This window comes from Patulibacter defluvii (genome assembly GCF_034096925.1).
Taxonomy (GTDB): Bacteria; Actinomycetota; Thermoleophilia; order Solirubrobacterales; family Solirubrobacteraceae; genus Patulibacter; species Patulibacter defluvii.
This window is the reverse complement of sequence record NZ_JAWZSQ010000008.1, coordinates 43,861-56,664: the sequence shown is the minus strand read 5'-3', so window position 1 is coordinate 56,664 and position 12,804 is coordinate 43,861. Positions and strand designations below refer to the sequence as shown.

The following is a 12,804-nucleotide window of genomic DNA, read 5'->3' as shown; positions in this document are numbered from 1 at the left end:
ACCCTGTTGTACCCGATCCCGTCCCCGGCGTGGGGCCCCTGGGCGCGACGCTGCGCGGGGGTGCCGGCCCGCGGCGCGCGCCCGCGTACGATGGGCGCCATGTCGCGCGCGCCGAGGCCCCGCCTGACCCGCCGACGGGTCGCGATCGGGGCGGTGGTGGTGGTCCTGGTGCTGCTCGCCGGCGGCCAGCTGGTGCTGCCGTGGATCGCCGCCAAGGTGGTCCGCGACGACCTCGGCGACCCCGACGCCGACGTCACCGTGAAGGCCTTCCCGGCCTGGAAGATGGCGCTCGGCAAGGTCGACTCGATCGACCTCCGCGCCGGCACCGTCAAGCGCTCGGACAACCAGCTGGCCGACCTGCTGGAGCGGGCCAAGGAGGTCGGCCGGATCGACGCCACGATCGCGGCGATGGACGTCGGCGACTTCCACCTGCGCGACGTCCGCACCCACCTGGAGGACGGCCGGGTGACCGCCTCGGCCCAGGTGACGCTGGCCGACCTGCAGCAGATGGCCCCCGGCGGGGCGACCCTGACGGCGCTGCCGGCCGGCGCCGACGGCACCCCGCGGTTCCAGGTCGCGGTCAGCGTCTTCGGCAGCCAGCAGCAGATCCCGGTCGTCGTGCGGGCGACCGAGGGCAAGATCGAGGTCGCGCCGGACAACGCGCTCGGCGCGGTCTTCCGGCTGACCGTGTTCGAGAACCCGCGGCTGTGGATCGACGGGGTCCGCAGCAGCGCGGCCGGTCAGTCCGTGCGGATGGACGTGACCGGCCGACTGCGCTGAGCGCGCGCCGTTCGTGACCGCTGCGGTCGCAAGCAGCGCGCGCTCGGGGGTCAGGCGGCCGGCTCGAGCGGGCCGCCGACCCGCAGCAGCCGCCGGTTGGCCGCGGTGTCGGGCAGCTCGCGCCACTCCGTCACCCGCTGGGTGGTCTCGTTGCTGAACCGCACCCGCGGCTTGCCGGGAACGCTCGTCAGGCCCTTGGAGACCGTCCGGTACTGGACCGCGTCGTAGGTCTTGGCGTCGACGTACAGCTCGGTCCGGTCCTCGATCCCCGGCACCGCCGACTCACCGTCGAGGTTGGCGATCACCAAGCGGTAGGTGCGGCGGCCGTCGACCGTCGCCTCGCCGTCCAGCCGCACGTCGCGCTCGCCGCGGCGGGCCGCCTCCAGCAGCTCGTGGGCGGTGAAGACCAGCCGCGGCTGGATCGCGGAGTTGCGCTCGGTGGTCGTCCGGCCGGTCTTCGGGTCGAAGTCCTGGGAGACCGCGCCCTTGACCTCGCCGGCGGTCGCGTACTCGGTCGCCGAGTCGACTCCGGACCCGCCGCGGTAGGAGGCGCTGTTCGTCCGCTCGCGGACGTTCAGCGGCTTGCCGGCCGGGTTCAGGCGCACCCAGCCGGTCGCGTCCTGGTGCAGCTCGCCGCCGCCGTCGTCGGCGTGCCACGTGCGTACGTCGATCTGCGAGCGGATCATCACGATCCGGTTGGCCGGAAGGTCGGTCGCGGCGGCGGCCCGGTCGAGGATCTGGTCGAGGCCAGGACTGCCGGCCGGGGCGACCGCCAGCACCACCGCCGTGCCCATCGCGAGCGCCGGGGCGGCCACGATCGGGGCGGCGAGGACGCCGCGGCGGCGCTGGAGCGCGGCACGGCGGGCACGAACGCGGGCCCGGGCCGGCGGCGGGTCGGCCTGACCGGCGACCGGGTCGGCGGCGCGCAGGCGGGCGAGCAGGTCGTCGTGGTCGTTCTTCATGGTCATCGCTCCCTGGTGGTGAGGGCCGCGGCGCGGACCGCGGCGGGGGTGCCCGTGCGCGCCGGCGGCGCTTCGGGCGGGGACGGACGGGCCGGGTCGGCGGCGTCGAGGGCCAGCTGGAGCCGCGCCTTCGCCCGGGTCAGGCGGACGGCGAAGGTGCCCGGCGAGCAGCCGGCGGCGCGGGCGGCGCGGTGGTTGTCGAGGCCCTCCCAGGCGACCAGCGCCAGCGTCTCGCGGTCGCGCTCCGAGAGCGCCGCGAAGGCCGGCGCCAGGACCGCGTCGCCGGTCAGCCGCTCCTGCGGATCGCCGGTGGTGGTCCGGTCGTCGCCGGCGGCCCCGAGCTTGCGGACCAGTGCCGTGCGGCGGGCGTGGCTGCGCCGGTGGCCGTGGACGACCCGCCGGGCGACGCCGTAGAGCCACGGCAGCGGGTCCTCCATGTGGCGGGGCAGCCGCCGCCAGGCGACCGCGAAGGTCTCGGCGGTCAGGTCGTCGACCGCCCCGGGTTCGACCCGCCGCGCGACGTAGCGGCGGACGGCCGCGTGGTGGTCGTCGTAGACCGCCCACCGTCCCCCCGCCCCGTCGTCGCGCCGGGGCCATCGTCGTTCGCGCGTGCTCACACTGGCTCTCTGCCGGACCCCGGCGAGGGATTACAGCGCGAGCGGGGCCGCGCGCGCGGCAGCGGCCCCGCTCAGATCGCGTTCGGGTCGCAGCCGTGGCTGGTCAGCTGGCTGAGGCCGGCGGCACCCCACAGGCGGCAGAACTCCTGCTTGGCCCGGGTCGCCTGGATGTCGTAGGCGTTGGCGCCGGCGCTCGGGTTCACCTGCCGCTCGTGGATCGCGTCGCGCGAGGCGACGATCGCGCGCCGGAACGCGTCGAGCGCCTGGGCCTGGCGGTCGCTGCCCGGGGTGATCCGGCCCAGCCGCGCCAGCACCCGCTCGCGGTTGGCGCGGGCGCCGGCCAGGTCGCGGGCGGCGGACAGCCGCCGGCCCTCGGCCGAGAGGTTCATCGCCTCGACCATCTGCCGCGCCGCCGCCTGCCGCTGACTGCCGCCGCCGGCCGGCCGCTCGCCGCCGTCACCGCCCGCCGGCGTCGTGGTGCCGGTGGTCGAGGGCCCGTCGCCGCCGGTGGTGGTCGCGGAACCGTCCTTGGTCGCGGTCGTCGCCGGGCGCTCCTTGGGCGGATCGTCGCCGCCGCCGTTGGCGATCAGGTAGCCGCCGAGGCCGGCCACCACCAGCACCGTCGGCACGATCGCGCCGATCGCGATCCAGCGCCCGCGGCCGTCGCCGCCGCCCGTGGGAGCCGGGGGCGGCGTCGCCGGCCAGCCCGGTCCGCCACCGGCCGGGCGCGGCTGGCGCGGGGCGACCGCGGTCGGGGCGTCGGCGGGCGGTGGGTCGGGCGCCGGCGCGGCCGCCGGCTGGCCGTGGGGATCGGTCGGCGCGTCCGACCCGGTCGGCGGGGCGTAGGCCGCGGCCGCCCCCGGACCGGTGCCCGGGGCCGCCGCGCAGCCGGTCACCGCGCAGCCGCCGTTCTCGACCCAGCACTCCTCGTGGTGGACGGCGCCGCAGGAGGGGCAGGCGTGGACGGCGGCGCCGGTCTTGACGGTGAAGTGGCAGAAGGGGCACGCGGCCCCGACGGGTGTGGTGCTCATCGGTGGTTCCTCGGGGACGGGACGGCGGCCGGCCGCGCGGTCGGCCGCTGCGCCAGCAGCGCGATCTCGTCGTCCCGCCAGCCGAAGACCCCCTCGTGGCCGGCGTGCGGGTCGACGACGTGGGCGATCTGGCCGGCGCGGGCGAAGAAGTGGCGCTGGATGAAGCGGTCGTGCTCGCTCAGGAAGATCCCGAATCCGGGGTGCGAGTGGTACCAGCCGACGATCTCGCGGCCGGGGTGGTCGCGGTCGAGCGCGGCGTGGACGCGGGCCCAGGCGTCGTGGGTGAAGGTGACGCTGGCGCGGGCCGAGGTCGCCTCGAGCGCGGCGATCGCCCCCAGCACGTGGGTCTCGCCGGCGTCGTCGTGGATCCCGCCGACGAGCACCCCGCCGACCTCGTGGTCGAGGTCGCCGAAGACGTGCTCGATCACCGCCCGGTGGGCCGTGCGGGTGAAGCGCGGGCGGTGGCCGCCGCTCATGCCGCGGCCGCCGTCCGCAGCCGCTCGCCCAGCGGGCGGTCGCCGTCGAGGGTCAGGTGCCACCGCTCGAGCCCGTGGCGGGCGGTGATCGTGTCGCCCGGCGGCAGCCCGACGTCGGCCGGGCGCCGCTCCAGCAGCGGCCCGTCGGCGGGGCCGATCCGGTGCCGCAGGCGCGGCGTCGTCTCGCTCCCGCAGGCGCGGCAGCGGACGTCGTCCGGACCCAGCTCGTGGAGCGGGCGGGCGATCGCGAGCGCCGCGCCGCAGGCCCCGCAGTCGGCCCCGAGGACCAGCTCGACCTCGGTCTCCAGCTCGACCTCGTCGTGGCCCAGCCGCTCGCGCCCGGCGGCCAGCAGCGCGGCGAACGACGCCGTCGCCGGCACCGCGCTGGTCCGCCGCGGGTCGTAGCGGTCGTGGGCCAGGCACTGCTCGCGGCGCGGATAGCCGACCACGTAGGAGTCGTGGGTCAGGCCGTTGAAGGCGAAGCCGCGGCCGGCCAGGGTGGCGTCGGCCGGCATCCCGTGCAGCAGCTTGATCGCCTCCTGGACCTGGATCCCGGCGACGACCGCGGCGGTGGTGGCGGTGGTCGGGACCTTGCCGGTCAGCAACTCGTCGCGGGTCAGCAGCGCGCACGAGCGGCGGGCGGCGACCAGCTGGTGGTCGCGCTCGTTCATCGTGCACTCGTAGCAGGGGCCGTCGGGGGCGACGAACGCCCGGACCACGCCCTGCAGCCCCTCGATCGCACCGTCGACGTAGGGGGTGCCGCTCTTCCAGCAGGCCTGGTTGACGTGCATCCGCGCCTCGCGGTTGTCGACCCCGCCGAGCACCAGGTCGACGTCGCGGACGATCCCCAGGCCGACGGTCGAGCGGACGTCGCCGACGATCCCGACCACGGTCACGTCGGGGTTCAGGGCCGCGGCGGCGCGGGCGGCGACGGTCGCCTTCGGCCGGCCCTCGTCCTCGCCGCGGAAGAGCACGCAGCGCGACAGGTTGGAGTCCTCGACCACGTCGCCGTCGACGACCGCGACCGTCCCGACCCCCATCAGCACGCAGCTCTTGACCAGCTCGTTGCCGAGCGCGCCGGCCCCGACCACCAGCACGGTGGCGGCGGCCAGCCGCTCCTGCTCCCACCACGAGATCAGCGCCTGGCGGTGGTAGCGGCCGTCGCGGGCGTCCGGGTCGGCGGTCAGGCGGCCGCCGGGCTCGGGGTCGCCGTCGCTCACGCCCCGCCCGCGGTGATCTCGGCCACCAGCCGCAGCACGTCGCCGTCGCGGACGCCGGCGGCGGGCAGCGTCTCGTCGTCGGCGACCTGGCGGCCGGTGGCCTTGTGGTGGAACTTGTAGGAGAGCGGCACCCCGTCGGGGCCGACCGCCGGCAGCTCCATCAGCTCGACCAGGCGGGCGATGATCCGGCCGGCGGAGGCGTCGGCCGGGACGGTCGCGTCCTCGGTCTTGTTGCCGGTGGCGTCGATGACGGTGATGTCCACGTGCGGGCCGTTCGGTTCCGGGAGGGTCAGACGGCGAGCGCGACGGCGTCGGCGGTCGGGACCGCCACGGCGAGCGCGACCAGCGCGGCCAGGTCGTCGCCGGGGCGGGCGCCGGCGGCCCGGGCCCAGGCGGCGGCCTCGTGGTCGAGCGGATCGTCGAGGTTGAAGTCGTCCCAGGCCGCCAGCCGGACCAGCCGCCGGACGACGTCGGCCAGGCTCTCGCCCGCGCTCCACGGGCCCAGGCAGACGCCGCCGTGGCGCCGCGGCGGCAGGATGTTCGGGTGCAGGATCGGCGTGGTCCAGCGGACGACCGGCGGCAGCCGCGGGTAGTCGCGGTGGAGCTCGATCGTCGCCCGGTGGCCGACCCGCAGCACCGGCCGGCCGGCGGCCCCGCGGGCCAGGCCGTCGCAGGCGATGGTGATCGCGTAGCGCTCGGCCGGGTGGCCCTCGGCCTCGATCCGCAGTCGCGGATCCTGCCGTGCCAGCTCGGCCAGGTCGCGCTGGTCGGCCAGCAGCCGGCGGTCGCGCGGGTTGATCGCGGATCGGTCCTCCACGACGGGGATCACACCAGATCGCCGGGGGTCGCACCAGAGGCGACCGGTTCCCCCGCGCGGGGGATGTCGGGGCGGCGATCGGGCGCGAGGATGGCCCGTGGTTGAATCCCCTCATGCCCGGCGGGGAGGACGAGATCGAGGTCGTGCTGCGGCCCCGGGGCCGTCTCGCCGGCGATCCGAGCGACCCGGCGCTGCTGATCGACGGCCGCCGGATCGCGATCCCCGCCGGGGGCCTGGTGGTCGGCACCGACCCGGCCGGGGCGCTGGCCCTGGGCCACGCCGCGGGCGACGTTCACGAGCCGGCGCTGGTGCTCGACCGCGAGGGGCCGCGGGTGCGGCTGCGGAGCCTCGACGCCCGCACCGGCGTGGTCCTCGGCGGCGAGCGGCTGGCGGCCGACGAGCGCTGGCTGGCCGACGGCGAGCGGCTCGAGGTCGGCGGCCACGGCTGCTTCTTCGTCGGCGGCCACGACGCCGGCGACACGATCGCGGTCCCGGGAGCCGAGCCGCCGGCCGAGCTGGTCAGCGCCAACCTGGCGCTCGACCGCGACGTGCTGCGGCTGGGCAGCGACCCGGGCTGCGACGTCGTCCTCGCCCACCCGACGGTCTCGCCGCTGCACGCCGAGATCCGGGCCAGCCCCGGCCGGCCGGGGGCGGCCGTGATCCGCGACCGCTCGGGCTCGGGCGCGGCGCTGCGGGTCAACGGGGCGCTGGTGCGGGCGGCCGACCTGCGGATCGGCGACGAGATCGCGATCGGCCCCTACCGGCTGATCTACGACGGCGCGCTGCTGCACGCGCGGGCCGACGCCGGCGCGCTGCGCCTCGACGCCGAGGGCGTCAGCGTGACGGCCGGCGAGCGGACGATCCTGCAGCCGACCTGGCTGAGCGTGCGGCCCGGCGAGCTGGTGGCGATCATCGGCGAGTCGGGGGCCGGCAAGTCGACGCTGATGACGGCGCTCTGCGGGGTCCGGCGGGCGAGCGGCGGCCGGGTGACGGTCAACGGCGAGCCGCTCGAGACGCGGCTCGGCGACATCGGCTTCGTGCCCCAGGACGACATCGTCCACCGCGACCTGACGGTGAGCGAGGCGCTCGGCTACGCGGCCGAGCTGCGGCTGCCCCAGGACGCCTCGCGCGGGCAGCGCGACGCCGCGGTCGCGCAGGTGCTGGAGGAGGTCGGCCTGAGCGCCCACGCCGACCAGCGGATCGGGGCGCTGTCGGGCGGGCAGCGGAAGCGGGTCGGGGTGGCGACCGAGCTGGTCAGCCGGCCGGGGCTGCTGTTCCTCGACGAGCCGACGACCGGGCTCGACGCCGGGCTGGAGCGGCGGCTGATGACGCTGCTGCGCGAGCTGGCCGACGCCGGCCGCGGGGTGATGCTGGTGACCCACGCGACCCGCTCGCTGCACCTCTGCGACAAGCTCTGCGTGATGGGGCGGGGCGGGGTCCTCTGCTACCTGGGGCCGCCCGGCGAGGCGCTGGCCTTCTTCGGCGTGACCGACGCCGACGAGATCTACGACGCGCTCGACCGGACGCCGGCCGACGAGTGGCACCGGCGGTTCCTGGAGTCGGTCCACGCGCGGGCCTCGTGGGACGGGCCGGTGGCGGGCGGCTGGGACGCCGGGGCGGCGCGACGGCCGCGGCCGCGCTTGCTGCCGCAGTGGTCGATGCTGACCCGCCGCTACGTGGCGCTGACGCTGCGCGACCGGCGGACGCTGATCACCAACGCGGCCCAGGTGCCGGTGCTGGCGCTGCTGACGGCGGTGCTCTTCCACGGCGACGTCTTCGGCCGCGACGGACCGCCGGCGGCGATGGAGGCGTCGGCCTCGACCCAGCTGCTGTTCCTGGTGGTGACGATCTCGATCTGGTTCGGGGCGATCGGCGCCGCGCGCGAGATCGTCAAGGAGCGGGCGGTGCTGCGGCGCGAGCTGGCGGTCGGAGCACGGGTCCCGGCCTACGTGCTGTCGAAGCTGGCGGTCCAGGGCGTGGTCGTGGCGCTGCAGGTGGTGGCGCTGGCGGCGATCGTCTTCGGGCTGCGGCCGCTCGACGAGGGCGCGGCGACGGTCGCGACGGTGGTCGGGCTGCTGGTGGTCTCGGGCCTGACGGCGGTGACGATGGGCCTGGTGGTCTCGGCGCTGGCGCGCAGCGAGGACCAGGCGTCGAGCTTCATCCCGCTGATCCTGGTGCCGCAGCTGCTGTTCAGCGGCGCGCTGGTGTCGGTGGCGCAGATGACGGCAGTCCTGAAGCCGATCTCGGGGCTGGCGTTCGCCCAGTGGTCGTTCGCCGGGGTCGGGTCGGCGATCGACATGAACGACCGGATCGCGCGCGACCCGGTCTTCGCGCGGGCCAGCCGCTACGGGTCGGACTTCTTCGCGCTGGCGCCGGGAGCGGCGGTGGCGATCCTGGTCGCGTTCGGGTTGCTGTTCGCGGTCGCGGCCGGGGTGCTGGTCGACCGGCGGGTGCGGCATGGGTGAGCGGACGGCGTTGGTCGTGCTCGTCGCGGCGCTGGCGGCGGGTGCGGTCGCCGGCTGCGGGAGCGGCCGTGATGGCGGGACGGCGGGGACGACGAGCCCGGCGGTCGCGGCGGCCTCGGTGACGGTGCCGCCGTCGGTGACCGAGGGGGCGGCGCCGCGGTCGACGACGACGGTCGCCGCGACGGTGACCAGCGAGGCGGAGCCGTCGTCGCGGCCGCTGGCGGGGCGGACGGTGGTGCTCGATCCGGGCCACAACGGCGCGAACGGGGCCCATCCGGCGACGATCAACCGGCTGGTGGCGGTCGGGAACGGGCGCAAGCCGTGCAACACGACCGGGACCGAGAGCGTCCTCGGCCTGGCCGAGTCGCGGTTCAACTGGCTGGTGGCGGTGGAGGCACGGCGGGCCCTGCGGGAGCTGGGGGCGACGGTGGTCCTGACCCGCCACGACGACCGCGGGGTCGGACCGTGCGTCGACCGCCGGGCCCGGATCGCCAACCGCCACCGGGCCGACGCGGCGGTCTCGATCCACGCCGACGGCGGGCCGCCGGGTGGACGCGGGTTCCACGTGATCCTGCCGGGACCGGTGCCCCGGGTGGCGGGCCACGACCGGATCGTCGGCCGCTCGGCCCGCATGGGCCGGGCGCTGCGATCGGCCTTCCGCCGCGGCACCGGGACCGGCTACTCCACGTACCTCGGGCGCCGGGGCCTGGACGTCCGCAGCGATCTCGGCGGACTCAACCTGGCGACCGTCCCGGCGGTGATGCTCGAGTCGGGCAACATGCGCAACCCCGCCGACGCCCGCCGGATGAGCGACCCCGCCTGGCGCCGCCGCGCCGGCGACGCGATCGCGGAGGGCGTGCGGGCGTTCCTGGGTGGGGCGTAGGCGGTTGGGCCGGTCGACGCGGGGCGGCCCGGCTGGTGGAGCGGGTCAGTTGATCGGTGGCGCGGCCGGCCGGCGTGGCTGGTCGGCTGATCGGTGGGGCCGGGTCGGGATGGCCCGCGGGTGGCGCGGCCGGTGGTGCGGTCGTCCGGCCGGTCGGCGTCACCGTCGCGGGGTGGCGGATCGCGGGTCGCGCCGCCGACGGACCAAGTCGGGGTTCCGGCGAGGCGGTGAGGGAAGGTGGCCTGGGCCGCGGAGCTGCCAGCGGGATCGGGCGGCCGACCGCGCGGCCGGAGATCCGAGCGGGCGCTCCCGTCCCGCGAACTGGCGTCACTCGACCCCTCCCCCCACGAAGTGGCGTCATTCCGCGCCGGTATGCAGGGCGGAATGACGCCAGTTCAGCGGGGCGGGGACGAGATGACGCCAGTTCGGGGCGGCGGGGGGCGAACGTCACATGCTCTGGCCGTCCGCACCGCCATGCGACGTTGGCCCTCGCCGGCGGGGACCAACGTCGCAGGCCTCGCCCCGGACCGCGGGCGTGTGACATTCGCCCCTCCCGGCCGGGCGGCTGGCCGCCCGTACCCCTCCGGACGCCCCAACGCCCGACGCCACCCTCCCCTCACTGCCTCGTTGGACTTCGGAATCGGCGAGCCGGAGCCGCGAACCGCGGGCGGCCGACCCGCAACGGTGACGCCGACCGGCCGGACGATCGCTCCACCGACCGCGCCACCCGCAGACCCTCCCAACCAGGCTGGCCAGCCGGACGCCACGCGACCCGACCCGACCCGACCGCCCTACCCGACCGGGATCTCGTAGACCGTCCCGTCGTAGCCGGCCCGGTACAGGTGCCCGGCCGCGAAGCCGTCGCTGCCGCGGCCGAAGACGACCGAGGTCGACTGGGGCAGGCCCGAGGCCAGCGCGCAGATCGAGCCGCCGGGGCCGACGCGCCAGACCTCGCCGCCGATGAAGGTGGCCACCACCGGCCGGCCCTGGTCGTCCATCGTGAGGCCGTCGGGGAAGGCCAGCAGGTCGAGCAGGCCGGCCGTCGCGTAGGGCCGGACCGTGTAGGGCGGGTCGAGGCTGACGCGCGAGATCCCCGCCCCCAGCACGCTCCGCGAGACGAACAGCTGGCGGCGGGCCGCGTCGACGGCGATCCCGTTCGCCGTCGGCACGCTCGCCCACGCGCGGCGGACCCGGCCGTCGGGCGCGATCCGGTCGATCGCGCCGTCGTAGAGGCTGGTGGCGTAGACGTTGCCGTGGTCGTCCTGGGTGACGCCGTTGGCCATCCCCAGCCCGCGCGCCAGCGGGGTCACCGCACCGGTCGCGGGGTCGACCCGCACCACGCCGGCCTGCGGGAAGAGCGCCGCCAGCAGCGCGGTCTGGCCGTTGCCGGTGCCGACCAGCAGCGTGCCGTCGGGCTGGACGACGATCCCGCCCGGCGCGTCGACCCGGGCCAGCGCCCGCGGCAGCGCGCCGGGACGGTCGATCCGCAGCACCGCCCCGCGGCCGTTGTCGCTCAGGTAGAGCCGGCCCTGGTCGTCGACGGCCAGCGCCTCGATCGACGCGCCCGTCCCGCCGCGGGCCACCGGCACCGCCGGCCCCGTCACCCCGGGACAGCGCGGCGCGGCCCGCGCCACCGCCGCTCCCGGTCCGATCGCCGCCGCCGCGGCCAGCAGCGCGACCACGCGCCGCCGGGCCCTCGACCCCTCCCTGCGCTCCCCCATGGCGGCCGAGCCTACCGGCGGTCGCGACCGCGCGGGGGCTCAGCCGTCGGCGCGGCCGGCGTTGGCCGCGATCGCCGAGACCAGCCGCGGCCAGACCCCCGCCGGAAGGTCGTGACCCATGCCCGCCACCAGCAGCAGGTCGGCCCCCGGGATCGCCCGCGCCGTCGCCCGCCCGCCCGACGGCGCCACCAGCCGGTCGGCGGTGCCGTGGACGACCAGCGTCGGCGTCCGCAGTCCGGCCAGCCGCTCGCGACGGCTGCCCGAGGCGATGATCGCCCCCAGCTGGCGCGCGACCCCCGCCGGCTCGACGCCGCGGTCCCAGTTGCGGCCGAGCATCGTCCGCAGCTCGTCGACGCCGCTCGGGAAGCCCGGCGACGCGGTCCGCGCCCCGACCCGCAGGCCGGACGCGACGTAGGCGTCGCGGTCGCGGGCCGGCTTGGCCAGCAGCAGCGGCAGCAGCGTCGGGTGCGGCTGCCCGTCGCGCGAGCTGCCGGTGTTGCTCATGATCGAGACCAGCGAACGGACCCGCTGCGGCCGGCGGATCGCGATCGTCTGGGCGATCATCCCGCCCATCGAGGCCCCGACCACGTGGGCCTGCTCGACGCCCAGGTGGTCGAGCACGCCGATCGCGTCGTCGGCCATCGTCTCGAGCGTGTAGGCCGGGGCGGCGATCCGCCGCAGCGCCAGCTCGCGGAGGCTCGGCGTCGGCGCGCCGGAGAGGTGGGTCGAGCGGCCGGCGTCGCGGTTGTCGAACCGGATCACGTGGAAGCCGGCGGCGGCGAGGGCGTGGCAGAAGGCCGCCGGCCAGGCGATCATCTGGAAGCCCAGGCCCATCACCAGCAGCAGCGGCGGAGCGTCCGGATCGCCGAAGGTCGAGAAGCAGATCTCGACGTCGCCGACGGTGCAGAAGCGCTCCTCCGGCTCGTCGGCCACCGGCGGGGCGGGCGCGAGCGGTTCGCGGGTGGACATGCGCCGAGCCTAGCCGCCCGCCGCCGGCGCCCCGACGCTGCGGGACGAACGTCACACGGTGGGGCGGCCGGTCAGCCGGCCGGCGCCGGAGCGGTGACCGGCGGGGCGGCGCGGATCAACTTGCTCGCCCGTTCCATCTGCCGGCCGGCGCGCTTCATCGTTCGCTCCGTCGCGTCGAGGTTGCGCTGGAAGCGCCGCAGGGCCCGGCGCGAGACGTCACGATCACCGGCGCGTCGGACGGCGACCAGGTAGCGATCGATCGTGCCGTGGAGCCGATCGAGCGACTGGCTGAGGCCCTTCAGGCCGGCCAGCAGCAGCACGCGGCCCTCCGTGGCCTGGGCCGTCTCCGGCAGTTCGGCGACCGCCTTGCGGCGCTCCCCGCGGTACCGCTGACGGGTGTCGCGGACCGTCGCCTGCATCGTCCGCATGGTCCGGACGCCCGCCGCCCGGCTGGTCGCCTTTCGCCGCGCCAGGATGGTGATCCGCTTCTCGAACCGGTCGCCGATCCGGTCGGCGCGCTTCACCAGCTGCCGCAGCCCCTCGTCGCTGGCCGCCGCCGGCGCCGCGCCGACGCCGCCGATCAGCAGCAGGGCCGCGACGACCGCGGCGAGCAACGACGACCCGGGACCACGCATGCGTACATCCTACGCGCGCGGCCGCGCGCCCGTCCGCCCGGTTCGACGAACGGCCAACCCCCGCTCTGTGACCGCCGTCTCACAGGCCGCGGCGGCGGCCTCCTCCCCACCCGTCCGTCCGCCGGCCCCGCGATCCCCCGTCCCCGCGCGCGACCCGGGCCGCGCTTCGACAGCGGGCCAACGGCGGCTGTCCAGCGGGCCAACAGCGGCCGGACAAGCGACCCCCCG

13 protein-coding genes are annotated in these 12,804 nt (G+C 76.9%); 3 read left to right on the top strand and 10 right to left on the bottom strand.

All coding sequences use genetic code 11. The features are described from left to right. Nucleotides 1–99 precede the first annotated feature (99 nt). Nucleotides 100–780 (top strand): LmeA family phospholipid-binding protein, encoded by a 681-nt coding sequence (locus SH587_RS10395; RefSeq protein ID WP_320670536.1) that lies wholly within the window; start codon nt 100–102, stop codon nt 778–780. Between the two features lie 50 nt (nt 781–830). On the opposite strand, the gene SH587_RS10390 is transcribed toward SH587_RS10395, so the two are convergent. From SH587_RS10390 to SH587_RS10360, 7 genes are all read right to left on the bottom strand, one after another. Further along, nucleotides 831–1,742 carry a hypothetical protein gene (locus SH587_RS10390; protein WP_320670535.1) on the bottom strand — a complete coding sequence of 304 codons (912 nt, stop codon included), beginning with the start codon at nt 1,740–1,742 and terminating at the stop codon, nt 831–833. Nucleotides 1,743–1,744: 2 nt separating this feature from the next. Beyond that, nucleotides 1,745–2,359, bottom strand: coding sequence for an RNA polymerase sigma factor (locus SH587_RS10385; protein ID WP_320670534.1), 615 nt, complete (start codon nt 2,357–2,359; stop codon nt 1,745–1,747). Nucleotides 2,360–2,430: 71 nt separating this feature from the next. Then, nucleotides 2,431–3,390, bottom strand: coding sequence for an RING finger protein (locus SH587_RS10380; protein WP_320670533.1), 960 nt, complete (start codon nt 3,388–3,390; stop codon nt 2,431–2,433). Continuing rightward, nucleotides 3,387–3,866 (bottom strand): M67 family metallopeptidase, encoded by a 480-nt coding sequence (locus SH587_RS10375; RefSeq protein WP_320670532.1) that lies wholly within the window; start codon nt 3,864–3,866, stop codon nt 3,387–3,389. The genes SH587_RS10380 and SH587_RS10375 overlap by 4 nt, the downstream gene beginning before the upstream one ends. After that, complete coding sequence (locus SH587_RS10370; RefSeq protein WP_320670531.1) at nt 3,863–5,086, bottom strand: HesA/MoeB/ThiF family protein; 1,224 nt, start codon at nt 5,084–5,086, stop codon at nt 3,863–3,865. The genes SH587_RS10375 and SH587_RS10370 overlap by 4 nt, the downstream gene beginning before the upstream one ends. Further along, nucleotides 5,083–5,349 (bottom strand): EsaB/YukD family protein, encoded by a 267-nt coding sequence (locus SH587_RS10365; RefSeq protein WP_320670530.1) that lies wholly within the window; start codon nt 5,347–5,349, stop codon nt 5,083–5,085. The genes SH587_RS10370 and SH587_RS10365 overlap by 4 nt, the downstream gene beginning before the upstream one ends. Nucleotides 5,350–5,375: 26 nt before the next feature. After that, nucleotides 5,376–5,903, bottom strand: a complete 528-nt coding sequence (locus SH587_RS10360) for a ubiquitin-conjugating enzyme E2 (RefSeq protein WP_320670529.1) — start codon at nt 5,901–5,903, stop codon at nt 5,376–5,378. Nucleotides 5,904–6,016: 113 nt separating this feature from the next. Here SH587_RS10360 and SH587_RS10355 point away from each other — a divergent pair, with 113 nt between their 5' ends. Both SH587_RS10355 and SH587_RS10350 read left to right on the top strand, forming a co-directional pair. After that, nucleotides 6,017–8,368, top strand: a complete 2,352-nt coding sequence (locus SH587_RS10355) for an ATP-binding cassette domain-containing protein (RefSeq protein WP_320670528.1) — start codon at nt 6,017–6,019, stop codon at nt 8,366–8,368. Then, the gene (locus SH587_RS10350) at nt 8,361–9,251 is read left to right on the top strand and encodes an N-acetylmuramoyl-L-alanine amidase (RefSeq protein WP_320670527.1); all 891 of its coding nucleotides are present in this window, start codon (nt 8,361–8,363) and stop codon (nt 9,249–9,251) included. Before SH587_RS10355 ends, SH587_RS10350 begins: the two co-directional genes overlap by 8 nt. 791 nt (nt 9,252–10,042) lie before the next feature. Here the strand turns inward: SH587_RS10350 and SH587_RS10345 are convergent. From SH587_RS10345 to SH587_RS10335, 3 genes are all read right to left on the bottom strand, one after another. Continuing rightward, nucleotides 10,043–10,972: an SMP-30/gluconolactonase/LRE family protein gene (locus SH587_RS10345; protein WP_320670526.1), complete on the bottom strand. Its 930-nt coding sequence runs from the start codon at nt 10,970–10,972 to the stop codon at nt 10,043–10,045. 39 nt (nt 10,973–11,011) lie between these two features. Continuing rightward, on the bottom strand, nt 11,012–11,941 hold the full coding sequence (locus SH587_RS10340) for an alpha/beta fold hydrolase (protein WP_320670525.1): 930 nt from the start codon (nt 11,939–11,941) through the stop codon (nt 11,012–11,014). A 71-nt stretch (nt 11,942–12,012) separates the two neighbouring features. Beyond that, nucleotides 12,013–12,576, bottom strand: a complete 564-nt coding sequence (locus tag SH587_RS10335) for a hypothetical protein (RefSeq protein WP_320670524.1) — start codon at nt 12,574–12,576, stop codon at nt 12,013–12,015. Between the last annotated feature and the right edge of the window lie 228 nt (nt 12,577–12,804).